General features: G+C 57.4%; 12 protein-coding genes. 7 read left to right on the top strand and 5 right to left on the bottom strand.

Annotated elements, in window-relative coordinates:
* Nucleotides 1-12: 12 nt before the first annotated feature.
* A complete protein-coding gene (gene rcsC, locus SK51_RS11695; protein WP_023300607.1) occupies nucleotides 13-2,859 on the bottom strand; it encodes a two-component system sensor histidine kinase RcsC in 2,847 nt (948 codons plus the stop codon).
* Nucleotides 2,860-2,993: 134 nt separating this feature from the next.
* Nucleotides 2,994-5,630 carry a DNA topoisomerase (ATP-hydrolyzing) subunit A gene (gene gyrA / locus SK51_RS11690; RefSeq protein WP_023300608.1) on the bottom strand — a complete coding sequence of 879 codons (2,637 nt, stop codon included), beginning with the start codon at nucleotides 5,628-5,630 and terminating at the stop codon, nucleotides 2,994-2,996.
* Between the two features lie 146 nt (nucleotides 5,631-5,776).
* Here gyrA and ubiG point away from each other — a divergent pair, with 146 nt between their 5' ends.
* From ubiG to yfaE, 4 genes are all read left to right on the top strand, one after another.
* A complete protein-coding gene (ubiG, locus tag SK51_RS11685; protein WP_006811346.1) occupies nucleotides 5,777-6,505 on the top strand; it encodes a bifunctional 2-polyprenyl-6-hydroxyphenol methylase/3-demethylubiquinol 3-O-methyltransferase UbiG in 729 nt (242 codons plus the stop codon).
* A gap of 349 nt (nucleotides 6,506-6,854) precedes the next feature.
* Nucleotides 6,855-9,140 (top strand): class 1a ribonucleoside-diphosphate reductase subunit alpha, encoded by a 2,286-nt coding sequence (gene nrdA, locus SK51_RS11680; protein WP_023306626.1) that lies wholly within the window; start codon nucleotides 6,855-6,857, stop codon nucleotides 9,138-9,140.
* Nucleotides 9,141-9,248: 108 nt separating this feature from the next.
* Nucleotides 9,249-10,379, top strand: a complete 1,131-nt coding sequence (gene nrdB / locus SK51_RS11675; protein ID WP_023306627.1) for a class Ia ribonucleoside-diphosphate reductase subunit beta — start codon at nucleotides 9,249-9,251, stop codon at nucleotides 10,377-10,379.
* Nucleotides 10,379-10,633: a class I ribonucleotide reductase maintenance protein YfaE gene (gene yfaE, locus SK51_RS11670; protein WP_003859419.1), complete on the top strand. Its 255-nt coding sequence runs from the start codon at nucleotides 10,379-10,381 to the stop codon at nucleotides 10,631-10,633. Before nrdB ends, yfaE begins: the two co-directional genes overlap by 1 nt.
* A 105-nt stretch (nucleotides 10,634-10,738) precedes the next feature.
* Here yfaE and glpQ read toward each other — a convergent pair whose 3' ends face one another.
* A complete protein-coding gene (glpQ, locus tag SK51_RS11665) occupies nucleotides 10,739-11,797 on the bottom strand; it encodes a glycerophosphodiester phosphodiesterase (protein ID WP_023306628.1) in 1,059 nt (352 codons plus the stop codon).
* A gap of 11 nt (nucleotides 11,798-11,808) precedes the next feature.
* The gene (gene glpT, locus SK51_RS11660) at nucleotides 11,809-13,161 is read right to left on the bottom strand and encodes a glycerol-3-phosphate transporter (RefSeq protein ID WP_022648804.1); all 1,353 of its coding nucleotides are present in this window, start codon (nucleotides 13,159-13,161) and stop codon (nucleotides 11,809-11,811) included.
* A gap of 250 nt (nucleotides 13,162-13,411) precedes the next feature.
* On the opposite strand from glpT, the gene glpA reads away from it, so the two are divergent.
* Genes glpA through glpC form a run of 3 tightly spaced genes read left to right on the top strand, consistent with a single transcriptional unit; the run spans nucleotide 13,412 to nucleotide 17,434 of the window.
* Nucleotides 13,412-15,040 carry an anaerobic glycerol-3-phosphate dehydrogenase subunit A gene (gene glpA, locus SK51_RS11655; protein WP_023306629.1) on the top strand — a complete coding sequence of 543 codons (1,629 nt, stop codon included), beginning with the start codon at nucleotides 13,412-13,414 and terminating at the stop codon, nucleotides 15,038-15,040.
* Nucleotides 15,030-16,247, top strand: coding sequence for a glycerol-3-phosphate dehydrogenase subunit GlpB (glpB, locus tag SK51_RS11650; RefSeq protein ID WP_048206717.1), 1,218 nt, complete (start codon nucleotides 15,030-15,032; stop codon nucleotides 16,245-16,247). Before glpA ends, glpB begins: the two co-directional genes overlap by 11 nt.
* Nucleotides 16,244-17,434 (top strand): anaerobic glycerol-3-phosphate dehydrogenase subunit GlpC, encoded by a 1,191-nt coding sequence (gene glpC / locus SK51_RS11645; RefSeq protein WP_023306631.1) that lies wholly within the window; start codon nucleotides 16,244-16,246, stop codon nucleotides 17,432-17,434. The genes glpB and glpC overlap by 4 nt, the downstream gene beginning before the upstream one ends.
* 31 nt (nucleotides 17,435-17,465) lie before the next feature.
* Here the strand turns inward: glpC and SK51_RS11640 are convergent, their stop codons facing one another.
* Nucleotides 17,466-18,665, bottom strand: coding sequence for a nicotinamide mononucleotide deamidase-related protein YfaY (locus SK51_RS11640; protein WP_023300615.1), 1,200 nt, complete (start codon nucleotides 18,663-18,665; stop codon nucleotides 17,466-17,468).
* Nucleotides 18,666-18,739 lie beyond the last annotated feature (74 nt).

Genomic DNA, 18,739 nt, shown 5'->3' with positions numbered 1-18,739 from the left:
TTCGGGCCTTTTTTATTGTCTTGCTTTTCGCACCCGCTCCGCATACACGGATAGCGTCTGCTTCAGTACATCCAGCGTGACCGGCTTCGACAGGCAGCTGTCCATTCCCGACTCCAGACAGCGCTGCTTCTCCTCCGCCAGTGCGTTGGCTGTCACCCCCACCACCGGCAGCGTCAGCCCCAGCTGTCGGATACGCTGCGTCAGACGATAGCCGTCCATGTTAGGCATGTTCACATCGCTGAGCACAATATCAATATGATTCTTACTTAAGACATTCAGGGCATCCACGCCATCATTGGCCGTTTTACACTGATAGCCCAGAGAGCCAAGCTGGTCTGCGAGCAGACGACGGTTAATCGGATGATCGTCGACGACCAGAATCATCATATCGTCATTCACCGATGCCAGCTCATCAGGGGAAGCCAGCACGGTAGCGCCATCGCTGTCCTCAAGCTGTACGCTGTAAATACGCGCCAGCAAGCCCAACATTTCGTGCGGTGTCGCCACACTGTGCACCCATACCCCGGGCGAACGCTCAATCGGAATACCGATATGACGGCGGCAGAACATCACCACGCCCCGCCCCGCCCACGCCTTGTCTGGCTCAACGTCAGTAATCAGCATGTCATCTGCGTCCGGCGTCTGGCCTTCATAGCGTGAGACCCGCACACCGCTGCTGGTCAGCATCGAGGTCAGGAAATCATGTAAGGAGGCGTTGTGCACCGCCAGCCAGCAGTGCTTTTCGCTCAGCCCGTCGACCGTGGTTTTCACCGGATAGTGTGCCGAGTAGAGCGGGATACGGATGGTGAACTGGCTGCCCATACCCGGCTCGGTATCGACGGAGATATCCCCGTCCATCATGCTGATAAGCTTCTCGCAAATCGCCAGACCCAGCCCGGTCCCCTGGAAATTACGCTGGACGCCCGTCCCCACCTGGAAGAACGGATCGAACAGGCGAACGACCTCTTTCGCCGGAATGCCAACACCCGTGTCGCGTACGCGAATAGTCAGGTACTCCCCTGCCCGGCAGACATGCAGCACAATACAGCCGATATCGGTGAATTTGATGGCGTTGCTTAGCAGGTTCGAGATGACCTGTTGCAGACGCATCGGATCGCCATGCAGCGTCAGCGGCACATCCGGCTCGATAAAGCAGTACAGCCCCAGCTGTTTGCGCACCACCAGCGGCAGATAGTTGGCGCTGATATGGTTCATCACCTCGCGCGGGGAGAACTCACGCGGTTCTATTTTCAACTGCTCGGATTCAATTTTAGAGAAGTCGAGAATATCGCTGATAATTTTCAGCAGCAGGCTGGACGAGTTGTTCATCGCCGTCACCAGGCGGTCGACCCCTTTCGGCAGCTCTTTGGTCTGGAGAAGATCGAGGTTACCGATAATGCCGTACAGCGGCGTACGCAGCTCATGGCTGACGGTCGCGAGGAACATCGATTTCGACTGGCTGGCCTGCTCCGCCGCCTGCGCCATATCCTGCAATGACTCTTCCATCTTAACGCGCGCGGAGACGTCCACCAGCACGCAAATCGCCACGTTTTCATTGCGGTAGCGCGAATGGACGAAGCTGATTTGCAGGTTGGTGTGGGTGCTGGTCAGCACATCCACAAAGTTAACCTGTTGCCCACAGATGATCTGCGTTAACCGCTGGCGGTCTTCATGCGTGAGCATGTTCAGGTAGTTATGGGCAAGCTCGTTACTGAGGATATTTGTCCCGTCCTGAGTACGCAGGATACAGATCCCCACCGGCGCCGAGGCGACAATCTTACGGTTAAACTGCTCGTGCTCCTCCAGACGCTGAGCATCCGCTTCCGCCGGAATAAAGATCCGCCGCTCATACATTCTCGCCAGCATAAACAGCGCAACCCCTACCGCGATGTTCAACAAAATGGCGTTAAGGATCAGGATGCGAATGCGCTCCAGCACCTTGTCCACCGGCAGCGAATAGACAATGCTCAGCGACGATGGCGGTAAACTTTTCTTCAGCACCAGCTCGCGGAACCCGGAGGTATAGCCAAACCATGACCGCTCCTGCATCCAGCTGGGCTCCACTTTCAGGCGGTTTTCAGGCCCGGTAAGGGAGATGAGTGGGTGGCCGTTCTCATCCAGAATGGTCACGCCCATCGGCAGACTGCCCGGCGTGAAGAAGTTTTCCATGCGGATGGTTTGTTCAATCCCCAGCAGCGCTTGCAGACGGTTTCCGAGGTAAACCGGAGTCAGGGCATAGAAATAGCCGACGCCCATGCGCGGCCCCTGGCTTATCCAGAAAATGTTGTTCCCGCGCTCTTCCTGAGGCGCATTGCGGTATTTCACTATGCGCTCATGCAGGCTTTTCAGCGCGTCTTCGCGTTCGACGGGCATATCTCGCAGACCGAAGTCCGCCATGCAAAGATTTTCGTTGCCAATCAGGTAGACGCGGTTTAGATCGTAAGCAGCCGAAAAATTATCGCGCCAGTAGCGCATAAACCATGACAGGGACTCCAGTGAGCCACGCCAGGCTTTGCCCATCGCGGAACAATCGGAGTCCGGGAAGAGCGGTTCGAAATCAGGTACTTCGGTTTTTTCATCCCGACCGCGGAGGGCAAGAATGCCGTTCTCCGCCGTCAGTCGATTCTCAGCGATATACTTAAGCTCTTTCATCACATCAGACGTGCGCTGGATATAGCGCTGGGCCTGATCCGAGCTTAAGTTAAACTCCTGGCGGATCTCCGCTTCTTTCTGGTGTAACGCGTTAACGATGTAAAATACCGAGAGCAGTGCCACCAGCAACCATAGCAGTAGCGCAAGCGCCCGAAACAGATAGCGAGAGACTTTTAACGTGGTACGAAAGGAGACGAGGTATTTCAAAGGGGCGAGGCTCCGCCATCGGGGAAAAAAGAATGTGGTTAAGGTAGCGGTAAACGCGGCTTGTCGCAACGTTCACTTGTCTGCTTGCGCAAAACAAAAGGGCCGGAAACCGGCCCTTTATGCGTCAGGAGACGTTACTCGTCAGCGTCATCCGCTGCTTCATCATCGGTGTCCGCTTCCGGGACGATTTCATCATCCCCTTCCGCGACGCTGCCGTCGATAGAGTCGAGCTCTTCGTCATCCACCGGCTCAGCAACGCGTTGCAGACCGACGACGTTTTCATCTTCCGCAGTACGGATGAGGATAACGCCCTGGGTGTTACGACCCACCACGCTGATCTCAGACACGCGGGTACGCACCAGCGTACCGGCATCGGTGATCATCATGATCTGGTCCGCGTCGTCCACCTGTACCGCGCCAACAACGGAACCGTTGCGCTCGGTCACTTTGATGGAGATAACGCCCTGCGTGCCGCGAGACTTGGTCGGGTATTCGCTTTCCGCCGTACGTTTACCGTAGCCGTTCTGGGTGACGGTCAGGATTGCGCCTTCGCCACGCGGAACGATCAGGGAAACCACGCTGTCTTCACCCGCCAGCTTGATACCACGCACGCCGGTCGCCGTACGACCCATTGCGCGCACGGCGTTCTCTTTAAAGCGCACCACTTTACCGGCGGCAGAGAACAGCATCACTTCATCAGAACCAGAGGTCAGATCCACGCCGATCAGCTCGTCGCCTTCGTTCAGGTTCACCGCGATGATCCCGGCGGAACGTGGACGGCTGAATTCGGTCAGCGCGGTTTTCTTCACGGTACCGCTCGCGGTTGCCATAAAGACGTTCACGCCCTCTTCGTACTCGCGTACCGGCAGAATGGCGGTGATACGTTCGTTCGCTTCCAGCGGCAGCAGGTTAACGATAGGTCGACCCCGCGCGCCACGGCTCGCTTCCGGCAGCTGATAGACTTTCATCCAGTACAGACGGCCCCGGCTGGAGAAGCAGAGGATCGTGTCGTGGGTATTGGCCACCAGCAGACGGTCAATGAAGTCTTCTTCTTTAATACGCGCCGCAGATTTGCCTTTACCACCACGACGCTGTGCTTCGTAGTCGGTCAGCGGCTGATACTTCACGTAACCCTGGTGAGACAGCGTCACGACCACGTCTTCGCGGTTGATCAGATCTTCAATGTTGATATCGGAGCTGTTGGCCGTGATTTCGGTGCGACGCTCGTCGCCGAACTGATCGCGAACCAGCTCCAGCTCTTCACGGATCACTTCCATCAGGCGCTCTGCGCTACCCAGGATATGCAGCAGCTCGGCAATCTGCTCCAGCAGCTCTTTGTACTCGTCGAGCAGTTTTTCATGCTCAAGGCCGGTCAGTTTCTGCAAACGCAGATCCAGAATCGCCTGGGCCTGCTGTTCAGTCAGATAGTACTGACCGTCACGCACGCCGAATTCCGGCTCCAGCCACTCAGGACGCGCAGCATCATCGCCGGCACGTTCCAGCATCGCCGCCACGTTACCCAGATCCCATGGACGCGCAACCAGCGACGCCTTCGCTTCTGCCGGCGTCGGCGCACGGCGGATCAGTTCGATGATCGGGTCGATGTTCGCCAGCGCAACGGCCAGTGCTTCAAGGATATGGGCACGATCGCGCGCTTTGCGCAGTTCAAAGATGGTACGGCGAGTCACCACTTCACGGCGGTGACGCACAAACGCGCTCAGGATCTCTTTCAGGTTCATGATCTTCGGCTGGCCATGGTGCAGCGCAACCATGTTGATACCGAAGGAGACCTGAAGCTGAGTCTGGGAGTAAAGGTTGTTCAGCACAACTTCACCCACCGCGTCGCGCTTGATTTCAATCACGATGCGCATACCGTCTTTGTCAGACTCGTCGCGCAGCGCGCTGATGCCTTCAACGCGTTTTTCTTTTACCAGCTCGGCGATTTTTTCAATCAGACGCGCTTTGTTCACCTGATACGGGATCTCGTGAACAATAATGGTTTCACGGCCGGTTTTGGCGTCCGCTTCCACTTCGGCGCGAGCACGGATGTAAATCTTGCCGCGACCGGTGCGGTACGCTTCTTCAATACCGCGACGGCCGTTGATGATTGCCGCCGTCGGGAAGTCCGGGCCCGGGATGTGTTCCATCAGCCCTTCAATGCTGATGTCTTCATCGTCGATGTAGGCCAGGCAGCCGTTAATCACTTCCGTGATGTTGTGCGGCGGAATGTTGGTTGCCATACCCACTGCGATACCGGACGAACCGTTCACCAGCAGGTTTGGGATCTTCGTTGGCATAACGTCAGGAATTTTTTCCGTGCCGTCGTAGTTATCAACGAAATCAACCGTCTCTTTTTCCAGGTCAGCCATCAGCTCATGGGCAATCTTCGCCAGACGGATTTCCGTATAACGCATTGCCGCGGCGGAGTCGCCGTCGATAGAACCAAAGTTACCCTGACCATCTACCAGCATGTAACGCAGCGAGAAAGGCTGCGCCATACGGACAATGGTGTCGTACACCGCGGAATCACCATGGGGATGGTATTTACCGATTACGTCACCAACGACACGGGCAGATTTTTTGTAGGCTTTATTCCAGTCATTGCCCAATACGTTCATGGCGTATAGTACGCGACGGTGTACCGGCTTAAGGCCATCGCGGACGTCCGGCAGCGCACGGCCAACAATGACCGACATCGCATAGTCCAGATAGGAGCTTTTCAGCTCTTCCTCGATGTTAACCGGTGTAATTTCTCTCGCAAGGTCGCTCATCTAACCGCTATCCCTCTACTGTATCCCGGATTCAAAGGTCGCAAATTATAACACAGCCGCGGTGATACAGGTAAACCTATACGCTTTATTCACAGGGATTGCCTGATATACTCATTTGTCTTGCTAAATAAGGAGTAAAAGCGCCCATGAATGCCGAAAAATCCCCGGTGGCTCACAACGTTGACCACGAAGAGATTGCCAAATTTGAAGCGGTGGCGTCCCGCTGGTGGGATCTCGAAGGTGAGTTCAAACCTCTGCATCGTATTAACCCGCTACGTCTGGGCTATATCGCGGAGCGTTCCGGCGGTCTGTTCGGTAAGAAAGTGCTCGACGTCGGCTGCGGTGGCGGCATCCTGGCGGAAAGCATGGCGCGCGAAGGGGCCACCGTCACCGGTCTGGACATGGGCTTCGAACCTCTACAGGTTGCGCGTCTTCATGCGCTGGAGTCCGGCGTACAGGTAGAATATGTCCAGGAAACCGTGGAAGAGCACGCGGCTAAACATGCGCACCAGTATGACGTGGTGACCTGCATGGAGATGCTTGAGCACGTTCCCGATCCGCAGTCGGTCGTCAGCGCCTGTGCAAAACTGGTGAAACCGGGTGGACAGGTCTTCTTCTCGACCATCAACCGTAACGGCAAAGCCTGGCTGATGGCCGTGGTAGGCGCGGAATATGTGCTGCGCATGGTGCCGAAAGGGACGCACGACGTGAAGAAGTTCATCAAGCCTGCCGAACTGCTGGGCTGGGTTGACCAGACATGGCTTAAGGAACAGCACATGACGGGTCTGCACTACAATCCTCTGACGGATAAATTCAAACTTGCCCCGGGCGTGGATGTTAACTATATGTTGCACACAACCGCCAAAAACGACTAACGTCATTCGTTATTCTTATAAAGATTGCGCGACATCATGTTGCGCAATTCTAACCTCCCGTTGAAGAAATCAGCACTCGATCAAATTTTGAATTTTTTTTCTGGAATATTGACATCTCTTCCAGGCCTTACGGTACGAGGACTTAGCCTTTTTTACCCTTTCACAACCTCAATTTAACGTCAAAATCAACCCTTGTGCTGAAAAGATTCGATACTAGAATACTCACCATATAGCGTTCTTCTTATCGCAAAACCCCTATATGTAGTATTTATCCACAGAGTTAGTCACAAGACGGTTCTGTGGATAAGCGGGGGATATTTTTTTATTTCACGGACAGGTAAAAACCCACATGAATCAGAGTCTGCTGGTGACAAAGCGCGACGGTACTACCGAGCGTATCAATCTGGACAAAATCCATCGAGTTCTCGACTGGGCAGCAGAAGGACTGAACAACGTATCTATATCCCAGGTCGAACTGCGTTCTCACATTCAGTTCTACGACGGCATCAAAACGTCTGATATCCACGAAACCATTATCAAAGCAGCGGCAGATTTGATCTCCCGCGACGCACCGGATTATCAGTACCTCGCTGCGCGTCTGGCGATTTTCCACCTGCGTAAGAAAGCCTACGGCCAGTTCGAGCCGCCAAAGCTTTACGATCACGTAGTGAAAATGGTTGAGCTGGGCAAATACGACACGCATCTGCTGGAAGACTATACGGAAGAAGAGTTCGAGCAGATGAACGGGTTTATCGATCACTGGCGCGACATGAACTTCTCCTACGCGGCGGTGAAGCAGCTCGAAGGCAAATACCTGGTTCAGAACCGTGTGACGGGCGAAATCTACGAGAGCGCTCAGTTCCTCTATATTCTGGTGGCCGCCTGCCTGTTCTCTAATTATCCACGTGAAACCCGTCTGGACTACGTGAAGCGTTTCTACGATGCGGTCTCTACGTTCAAGATTTCTCTGCCTACGCCAATCATGTCTGGCGTGCGTACCCCTACCCGTCAGTTCAGCTCCTGCGTACTGATCGAGTGTGGTGACAGCCTGGATTCCATCAACGCGACCTCCAGCGCCATCGTGAAATACGTCTCCCAGCGTGCTGGTATCGGCATCAACGCTGGTCGTATCCGTGCGCTTGGCAGCCCGATCCGCGGCGGTGAAGCGTTCCACACCGGCTGTATCCCGTTCTACAAGCACTTCCAGACGGCGGTAAAATCCTGCTCTCAGGGCGGCGTGCGCGGTGGCGCTGCGACCCTGTTCTACCCAATGTGGCACCTGGAAGTGGAAAGCCTGCTGGTTCTGAAGAACAACCGCGGCGTGGAAGGCAACCGCGTGCGTCACATGGACTACGGCGTGCAGATCAACAAGCTGATGTACACCCGCCTGCTGAAAGGTGAAGATATCACCCTGTTCAGCCCATCTGATGTCCCGGGTCTGTACGACGCGTTCTTCGCCGATCAGGACGAATTCGAACGTCTGTACACCAAATACGAAAAAGACGACAGCATCCGCAAGCAGCGCGTGAAGGCGGTCGATCTGTTCTCCCTGATGATGCAGGAACGTGCCTCTACCGGCCGTATCTACATCCAGAACGTTGACCACTGCAACACCCACAGCCCGTTCGATCCGGTGGTTGCGCCAGTGCGCCAGTCCAACCTGTGCCTGGAGATCGCCCTGCCGACCAAACCGCTGGACGATGTGAACGATGAAAATGGCGAAATCGCCCTGTGTACGCTCTCTGCGTTCAACCTGGGTGCGATTAAGAGCCTGGACGAGCTGGAAGAGCTGGCCGTGCTGGCGGTTCGTGCGCTCGACGCCCTGCTGGACTACCAGGATTACCCAATCCCGGCGGCAAAACGCGGCGCAATGGGCCGTCGCACTTTAGGTATCGGCGTGATCAACTTCGCCTACTGGCTGGCGAAAAACGGCAAGCGTTACTCCGACGGCAGCGCCAACAATCTGACGCACCAGACGTTCGAAGCCATTCAGTACTACCTGATGAAAGCCTCCAACGAGCTGGCGAAAGAGCAAGGTGCGTGCCCGTGGTTCAATGAAACCACCTACGCGAAAGGCATTCTGCCGATCGACACCTACAAAAAAGACCTGGATGCGATCGTCAGCGAGCCGCTGCACCTCGACTGGGAAGGCCTGCGCGAGTCCATTAAAACTCACGGCCTGCGTAACTCCTCGCTCTCTGCCCTGATGCCGTCCGAGACCTCTTCGCAGATCTCCAACGCCACCAACGGTATTGAGCCACCGCGCGGCCACGTCAGCATCAAAGCGTCGAAAGACGGCGTGCTGCGTCAGGTGGTACCGGATTACGAAACGCTGGGCAACAACTACGAGCTGCTGTGGGAAATGCCAAACAACGATGGCTACCTGCAACTGGTGGGTATCATGCAGAAGTTTATCGACCAGTCGATCTCTGCCAATACCAACTACGACCCGACGCGCTTCCCGTCAGGCAAGGTTCCGATGCAGCAACTGCTGAAAGACCTGCTCACCGCCTACAAATTTGGCGTGAAAACGCTGTACTATCACAACACCCGTGATGGTGCGGAAGACGCCCAGGACGACCTGGCGCCGTCAATTCAGGACGATGGCTGCGAAAGCGGCGCATGTAAGATCTAATAAATTCCCTCACCCTAACCCTCTCCCACAGGGAGAGGGAACTCTTTCCCCCTCTCCCTGTGGGAGAGGGCCGGGGTGAGGGGAAATAACACCACAGGACTCACCGCAATGGCATATACCACCTTTTCACAGACGAAAAACGACCAGCTCAAAGAGCCGATGTTCTTCGGCCAGCCGGTCAACGTGGCACGCTACGATCAGCAAAAATATGACATCTTCGAAAAGCTGATTGAAAAGCAACTCTCCTTCTTCTGGCGTCCGGAAGAAGTTGACGTTTCCCGCGACCGTATCGATTTCCAGGCGCTGCCGGAACACGAAAAGCACATCTTCCTCAGCAACCTGAAATACCAGACGCTGCTGGACTCCATTCAGGGTCGTAGTCCGAACGTGGCGCTGCTGCCGCTGATCTCGATTCCTGAGCTGGAAACCTGGGTTGAGACCTGGGCGTTCTCCGAGACGATCCACTCCCGCTCTTACACCCACATCATCCGCAACATCGTGAACGATCCGGCGGTGGTGTTTGATGATATCGTCACTAACGAACAGATCCAGAAGCGCGCCGAAGGCATTGCGCACTACTATGACGAACTGATCGAGATGACCAGCTACTGGCATCTGCTGGGCGAAGGTACGCACAACGTGAACGGTAAAACCGTCACCGTAAACCTGCGGATCCTGAAAAAACAGCTCTATCTGTGCCTGATGAGCGTCAACGCCCTGGAAGCAATCCGCTTCTACGTGAGCTTCGCCTGCTCCTTCGCGTTTGCCGAGCGCAAACTGATGGAAGGCAACGCCAAAATTATCCGTCTGATTGCCCGTGACGAAGCCCTGCACCTGACCGGGACTCAGCATATGCTGAACCTGCTGCGCAGCGGTGCAGACGATCCGGAGATGGCGGAAATTGCGGAAGAGTGCAAACAGGAATGCTACGACCTGTTCGTGCTGGCGGCCCAGCAGGAGAAAGAGTGGGCAGACTACCTGTTCCGCGACGGCTCCATGATTGGCCTGAACAAAGACATTCTGTGCCAGTACGTTGAGTACATCACCAACATCCGCATGCAGGCCGTCGGTCTCGACCTGCCGTTCCAGACGCGCTCTAACCCAATCCCGTGGATCAACACCTGGCTGGTGTCCGATAACGTGCAGGTCGCGCCGCAGGAAGTGGAAGTGAGTTCTTACCTGGTCGGTCAGATTGATTCTGAAGTCAACACCGACGACCTGAGCGATTTCCAGCTCTGATGAGCCGCGTAACGCTGAGCCTTTCGGGTACAGAGGTGTTGTGCCAGGAAGAGCACCCTTCTCTGCTGGTGGCGCTTGAAGCACATCAGGTAGAAGTCGAGTACCAGTGTCGTGAAGGCTACTGCGGCTCCTGCCGCTGCCGTCTGGTCGCAGGCCAGGTAGACTGGCTGACCGAACCGCTAGCCTTTATCAGTGAAGGGGAAATTTTGCCCTGCTGCTGCCGGGCAAAAGGCGATATAGAGATCGAGATGTGATGTTGTCCTTATCCCCTCTCCCGGTGGGAGAGGGTTAGGGTGAGGGCATGAGGCCGCAGAGCCTGATTGTCGGGTGGCGGCTTCGCCTTACCCGACCTACAAAACCTACTTCCGGTGAATGAATTCGACCGCTTTATCCGGGAAATCCGTAAACAATCCGTCCACATCCGCCTGGTTATACAGCACGTCGTAAAGCTGATTCACGTCCGTCGCATACTCCGGCAGCTGGTCTGCACGCACGGTATACGGATGCACCTGCATCTTGCTCGCATGCGCCTCTTTCACCATCGCCGTCAGCTTCACGTGGCCCGGCGTTGAGCCTTCCGCCACCAGCATGTGGTAATCCGGCCCGATGCCGTCGGCGTACTGCGCAATCTGCTTCATCGCGCCCGGCTTAAACATCCAGTCGTAGCTGTAGTTCACCCACTTCCCGTCCGGCTGTTTTTCCTGAGTTTCATTCCAGTCGGTATAGGCAATCAGCTGCACCAGATTGAGATCCATCCCCATCTTCGGCTCCAGCTCAGTTTTGATGCGCTTCAGTTCCGCGGCATCGAAACATTGCAGGAAAATCTTATCCTTCTTGCTGGTGTAGCCGTACTTTTTCAGTACCTCCAGCGTCTTCGCGGCAATGTCTTTTCCTTCCTGATGGTGGAACCACGGCGCTTTGATTTCCGGGTAGATACCGATATTTTTGCCCGTCGAGTGGTTCAGCCCCTGAACAAACTCGATCTCCTCTTCGAAGGTGTGAATACGGAAGTCAGACTTGCCCATCGGGAAACGCCCCGGATAGACCTGCACCTTCTTACCGTTCTCAATCTCGAAGCCCTCGGTAAACTTCAGCGAGCGGATCTCCGCCAGCGTGAAGTCGATGGCGTAGTAGCGGCCATCTTTACGGGCACGATCCGGGAAACGCTCCGCCACGTCCGTCACGCGGTCAAGATAATGGTCATGCAGAACGACCAGCTGGTCGTCCTTCGTCATCACCAGATCCTGCTCCAGATAATCTGCGCCTTGGGCATAGGCCATCGCTTTTGCCGGCAGCGTATGCTCCGGCAGATAACCGCTGGCGCCACGGTGGGCGATCACGATTTTATCCGCCGCCAGCGCGGAGCCTGTCATCAGGCCCGCCAGCAGCAGGCCTGTCGCTAACTGAGTTAATTTCATCGCAATGCTCCTTACTGACGACGCGCCAGCACCTCGGCATGGTGACGTTTTTCACCAATCATCACGACGATCAACAGCAGAACCGCCAGCACGCTGCCGCCAATCATCACCATAAAGCCACCGTCCCAGCCGAAGAAATCGACGGTGTAACCGACGATGGCACTTGCCGCCACTGAACCGCCGAGGTAGCCAAACAGACCGGTAAAGCCTGCCGCCGTGCCTGCCGCTTTCTTCGGCGCCAGCTCCAGCGCGTGCAGGCCGATCAGCATAACCGGACCATAAATCAGGAAGCCGATTACGATCATACAGGCCATATCCACACCCGGATTACCCGGCGGGTTAAGCCAGTAAACGACCGTCGCGATGGTCACCAGCGTCATAAAGAACACGCCTGTCGCCCCACGGTTGCCCTTAAACACTTTGTCCGACATCCAGCCGCAGATCAGCGTGCCGGGAATGCCCGCGTATTCATACAGGAAATAGGCCCAGGAGGATTTATCCAGCGCGAAGTGCTTCACCTCTTTCAGGTAAGTCGGGGACCAGTCGAGGATGCCGTAACGCAGCAGGTAGACAAACACGTTCGCCACCGCGATGTACCACAGCAGCTTGTTTGGCAGCACATACTTCATGAAGATCTGTTTCGCGGTCAGCTCTTCTTCGTGCTTCTCGCTGTAATCATCCGGGTAGTCGTTTTTGTACTCTTCAATCGGCGGCAGGCCGCAGGACTGCGGCGTGTCGCGCATCAGGGCGAAGGCGATAATCGCCACCAGAATGGCGCCAAAGGCAGGCATATAGAGCGCCGCGTGCCAGTCGTTGAACCAGGCCATCCCCAGCAGGAACAGGAGCGGCGGAAGCCCGCCCCCGACGTTATGCGCGCAGTTCCAGACCGATACAATCCCACCGCGCTCTTTCTGTGACCACCAGTGCACCATGGTACGTCCGCATGGCGGCCACCCCATCCCCTGGAACCAGCCGCAGAGGAACAGCAGTACGAACATGACGGCAATGCTGGAGGTCGCCCATGGCACAAAGCCCATGAACAGCATCACCGCTGCCGCGAGGATCAGACCGGCGGGCAGGAACACGCGCGGATTCGAGCGATCCGACACCGACCCCATAATGAACTTCGAAAAACCGTACGCGATGGAGATCCCCGACAGCGCAAAGCCCAGATCGCCGCGGGAGAAGCCTTGTTCCACCAGGTACGGCATGGCGAGCGCAAAGTTTTTACGTACCAGATAGTACGCCGCATACCCGAAGAAGATCCCGAGGAAGATTTGCCAACGCAGACGGCGGTAGAGAGGATCAATCTCTGCCTCTGGCAGTCGCGCCCGGTGTGGCGCAGGTTTAAAGATACTGAGCATAACAGCCTCCGTGGCCTTTCAAAAAATGACCGGGCATCTCGCGCCCGGCTACAGAGGCGGCGATGTTAAGAAATCACGGTGAATGTTACTGTGAATCAACGCACAGATTGTTACAGAAATATGACATAATGCGCAAAAAAGCGCATGAAATCACGTTTCACTTTCGAATTTCGCGCGTTTATGTTCGAAATCAAACAAACCACACGATCAATGTGGCTAAATGCTAAAAAACGAACATAGAGGAAAGGCAATGACAATTCACGATCCACGCTTCAGCGATGTGATTATCATTGGCGGTGGCGCGACGGGTGCCGGCATCGCACGCGACTGCGCCCTGCGGGGATTGAGCGTCACGCTTCTGGAGCGCCACGACATCGCCACCGGCGCAACGGGGCGTAACCACGGTCTGTTGCACAGCGGTGCCCGCTATGCGGTCACTGACGCTGAGTCCGCGCGCGAGTGTATTGCTGAAAACCAGATCCTCAGGCGCATCGCCCGCCACTGCGTTGAACCGACCAACGGCCTTTTTATCACCCTTCCCGAAGATGATCTCGGCTTTCAGCAAACCTTTATCACCGCCTGCACGGCGGCAGGCATTCAGGCCGAGGCGCTCGATCCTGCGCAGGCGCGCCGTCTGGAACCCTCGGTGAACCCGGCGTTACTGGGCGCGGTAAAAGTGCCTGACGGAACCATTGATCCTTTCCGCCTGACCGCCGCCAATATGCTCGACGCGCGGGAACACGGCGCACAGATCCTGACCGGGCATCACGTCACCGGGCTTATTCGTGAAGGTAATACCGTACGCGGGGTGCGCGTGTGTGATACGCAGTACAATGAACACCGCGAGCTGTATGCCACCGTCGTGGTCAACGCGGCGGGGATCTGGGGCCAGCGCATCGCGGAATACGCCGATTTATCCGTCCGCATGTTCCCGGCCAAAGGCTCGCTGCTGATCCTCGACCATCGCATCAATAACCATGTCATCAACCGCTGCCGTAAACCGTCTGACGCCGACATCCTCGTGCCGGGGGACACCATTTCGTTGATCGGCACGACCTCAATGCATGTGGACTACAGCGAAATTGATTACAACCGCGTTACCGCCGAAGAGGTGGATATTCTGCTGCGCGAAGGGGAAAAGCTGGCCCCGGTGATGGCGCAGACGCGTATTCTGCGTGCCTACGCGGGCGTGCGTCCCCTCATCGCCAGCGACAACGATCCGAGCGGGCGTAACGTCAGCCGCGGCATCGTGCTGCTCGATCACGCCGAACGCGACGGCATGGACGGGTTTATCACCATTACCGGCGGCAAGCTGATGACCTACCGGCTGATGGCGGAGTGGGCCACCGATGCCGTCTGCCGTAAGCTCGGTAACACCGCGCCGTGCGTGACGGCGGAGCGGGCCCTGCCCGGCTCGCAGCAATCGACAGAAAAAACGCTGCATAAAATCATTTCACTTCCTGCCCCGCTTCGCGGTTCGGCGATTTACCGCCACGGCGACCGCACCCCGACCTGGCTTGGTGAAGGGCGACTCAGCCGCAGCCTGGTGTGCGAATGCGAAGCCGTGACCGCAGGCGAGGTGCAATATGCCGTGGAAAACCTGACGGTGAACAACCTGCTTGATTTACGCCGCCGCACGCGAGTCGGGATGGGCACCTGTCAGGGGGAGCTGTGCGCCTGCCGTGCCGCCGGGCTGCTGCAACGTTTTCATGCCACCTCCTCAACCCAGTCGCTCGCCCAGCTCAGCGATTTTTTAAATGAGCGCTGGAAAGGCATTCAGCCCGTCGCCTGGGGCGATGCCCTGCGCGAAAGTGAGTTTACCCGCTGGGTCTATCAGGGACTTTGCGGTCTGGAGAAGGAGCACAACCATGAAATTTGATACCGTGATTGTGGGTGGAGGGCTGGCGGGCCTGCTGTGCGGTCTCAAACTGACGCAGCGGGGTCTACGCTGCGCCATTGTCACTCGCGGTCAAAGTGCCCTGCACTTCTCTTCCGGCTCGCTGGATTTACTGGGCGCGCTATCGTTCGCCGATCTGCCGCCTGAACAACCCTACCGCCTGACGGGCGCAGAGAATATGGCCCGCTTTGCCTGCGAAACCGAACACCTGCTGACCGCCTGCGGCGCACGCATGCAGGGTGACGCCGAGCAAAATCATCAGCGCGTCACGCCGCTCGGCACTCTGCGCGCCGCCTGGCTTAGCCCGGAAGAGGTGCCTGTCGCCCCCATCGCTGCCGGGCGCGTGCGGGTGGTGGGGATCAGCGGTTTCCTTGATTTCCAGCCGCATCTTGCCGCCGCGTCTCTCAGACAGCAGGGCATTCAGGTGGATACGGCGGAGATTGATCTCCCCGAGCTCGACGTGCTGCGCGAAAACCCCAGCGAGTTTCGTGCGGTGAACATTGCCCGCCTGCTGGATAATGAACGCTACTGGCCGCAGCTGTACGCAGCGCTTCAACCGCTCGGCGAGACCTGCGACGCCCTGTTTATGCCCGCCTGTTTTGGCTTAACGGACAACCGGCTCTGGCGCTGGCTCTCGGCGCGCCTGCCCTGTACGCTCGGTTTACTGCCGACGCTCCCCCCTTCCGTGCCCGGCATTCGTCTGCATACCCAGCTTCAACGTCAGTTTGTCGCCCAGGGTGGCGTCTGGTTGGCAGGCGACGAGGTGAAAAAAATCACCCTGGCAGAGGGCGCGGTAAGCGAAATCTGGACCCGCAACCACGGCGACATCCCGCTTCGTGCACGCTATACGGTGCTGGCAAGCGGCAGCTTCTTCAGTAACGGTCTGCTGAGCAGCCGGGATGGCGTGCGTGAGGCAATTCTCGGGCTGGATGTCCGGCAAAGCGCTTCCCGCGCGGACTGGTATCAAAGCGATTTCTTCACCCCGCAGCCCTGGCAGCAGTTCGGCGTGATCGTCGATACCCAGCTGCGCCCGCAGCTGGGCGGGGAGCCGGTTGAAAATCTTTACGCCATCGGCTCGGTTCTGGGCGGGTACGATCCCGTGGCACAGGGCTGCGGTGGCGGCGTCTGCGCCGTCACCGCGCTGCATGTCGCGGAGCAGATTATCCAGCGCAGGGAGGGAGCACAATGAACGACACCCGATTTGAAAGCTGTATCAAATGCACGGTTTGCACCACGGTTTGCCCGGTCAGCGGCGTCGATCCGCGCTATCCCGGCCCGAAACAGGCCGGCCCCGACGGGGAGCGTCTGCGCCTGAAGGACGGCGCGCTCTACGACGAGGCGCTGAAATACTGTATCAACTGTAAACGCTGCGAAGTTGCCTGCCCTTCGGACGTGAAAATAGGCGATATCATCCAGCGCGCCCGCGCCCGCTACAGTACGCAAAAACCGACGCTGCGCGACGCGATACTAAGCCACACCGATCTGATGGGCAGCCTCTCGACGCCTTTCGCGCCGGTCGTCAATGCCGCCACCGCCCTGAAGCCGGTGCGCAGGCTGCTGGATGCGACGCTCAAAATCGACCATCACCGCAGTCTGCCGAAATATTCTCACGGCACCTTCCGCCGCTGGTATAAATCCGTGGCGGCAGAACAGGCGCAGTTTGCTGAGCAAGTTGCCTTCTTCCACGGCTGCTACGTGAACTACAACCATCCGCAGCTGGGGAAAGACCTGCTGAAAGTGCTGAACGCCATGGGGACGGGCGTTCAGCTGCTGAGCAAAGAGAAGTGCTGCGGCGTTCCGCTGATTGCCAACGGTTTTACCGACAAAGCGCGCAGGCAGGCGAAAAGCAACGTCACCTCTTTACGTGAGGCGATCGTCGACAACGGGATCCCGGTACTGGCGACGTCGTCAACCTGTACCTTCACGCTGCGCGATGAATATCCGCATCTGCTGGATGTGGATAACACCGGCCTGCGCGAGCACATTGAGCTGGCGACCCGTTTTCTCTGGCGCAAACTTGACAGTGGGCAGACGTTACCGCTGGGCAAATTGCCGCTGAAGGTGGTGTATCACACGCCATGTCATATGGAGAAGATGGGCTGGTCGATCTATACGCTGGAGCTGCTGCGGCTGATCCCGGGGCTGGAGCTGACGGTGCTGGACTCACGCTGCTGCGGCATCGCTGGCACCTACGGATTCAAGCGTGAAAACTACCCAACGTCACAGGCCATTGGCGCGCCGCTGTTCCGGCAGATTGAAGAGAGCGGCGCAGATATCGTGGTGACGGATTGTGAAACCTGCAAGTGGCAGATCGAGATGTCCACCAGCAAACGCTGTGAACATCCCATTACCTTGCTGGCAAACGCACTGGCGTAACCGTTGCCGGGGACACTCCCCCGGCACATCCTCACTCTACGAACAGCGATTCCACGACGTTGATCCAGCCGTGCTCGCTGGCGACCTCTTTCCCGTTCAGCCAGCGGCGCAGCATGTTCAGCGCCATCATCGCGCACACCTCCTGACGCACGGCCAGGCTGTGGCGGGTAATACTCATCTTCACCCGCAGGGCGTGGGTCCCTTCCGGTGTTGCCAGGGCGAAGTTGAGATGCTCCTCATCCAGCCCGCCCACAAACAGCGCCAGCCCCGCGAAATGCTTCACTCTGCGCTCGGACGCCCAGCGCGCCGTCTGCGCCAGCGTCTCCTGCTGGAACGGCACCACTTCACTGGCCAGCAGCGGCGCACCCGCCCGGGTAAGCTGAAGCGCCAGAAGCCCACCGGTAAACTGCTCGCTTAGCGTCACGCTCAGCTGGCGGGACTGCAAATGCGCTGCGATCTGCGCCGGCAGCCCTTCCGTTCCTTCGAAAATCAGGCTTTCCCCGGCGACGCGCTGCACTTCCGGCCACAGTGCCAGCATAGCGGCTTTCTCTGACGCCGGTCCGGTCAGCTTCAGTTCAATAATCGGCATGGAGGAGCGATAGCCCATCGACACGCCGGGAGGCAGTTGCAGGTGATCGAGGCTCTGGGCCAGGTCGCTTTCCGAGCGGCCAAAGGTGGTCAGACGCAGGCACAGCGGCGGTTCAGGCAGCGTGAAGCGCGCGCGCAGGCGCGGCAGGATCTGCTGCTCGACCATCACTTTAAATTCCGACGGCACGCCCGGGGTGAAGAACATCAGGCAGCGGTTCAGCTGAACGGCAAACCCGCAGGCGGTGCCGACCGGGTTATCAATCAGTTCCGCGCTGGCGGGAATTTCAGCCTGCTTGCGGTTGCTGGGGGCCATCACGCGGCCACGCTCGGAGAAAAATCGCTCCATCTGTGCCAGCCACGCCTCGTGCAGGACCAGGCCTTCACCTCTGGCCGTGGCGGCGGCCAGCGCGCTGAGATCGTCGCTGGTGGGCCCAAGCCCGCCGTTCACAATCAGCACGTCGCAGCGTTCGCTGCGCTCGCGCAGAACGTTGACCAGCGACTCAAGATTGTCACCCACGGTGTTGCGGCGCGTTAACGGTAATCCTTGCTCAAAGAAGAGATCGGCGAGCCAGGCGGCATTGGTATCAATGATTTGCCCATGCAGCACTTCGTCGCCAGTGGATAACATTTCCACGTTTATCATTGTGTTCTCCCATTTCAATGGTCAAAACACTATAGCGCAATCGAAGACCGGGGGAAGAGAGAAACTGGCGCGAC

The sequence above is a fragment of the Enterobacter sp. MGH85 genome (assembly GCF_001037655.1).
GTDB lineage: Bacteria > Pseudomonadota > Gammaproteobacteria > Enterobacterales > Enterobacteriaceae > Enterobacter > Enterobacter intestinihominis.
This window is presented reverse-complemented; position numbering and strand designations above follow the sequence as displayed.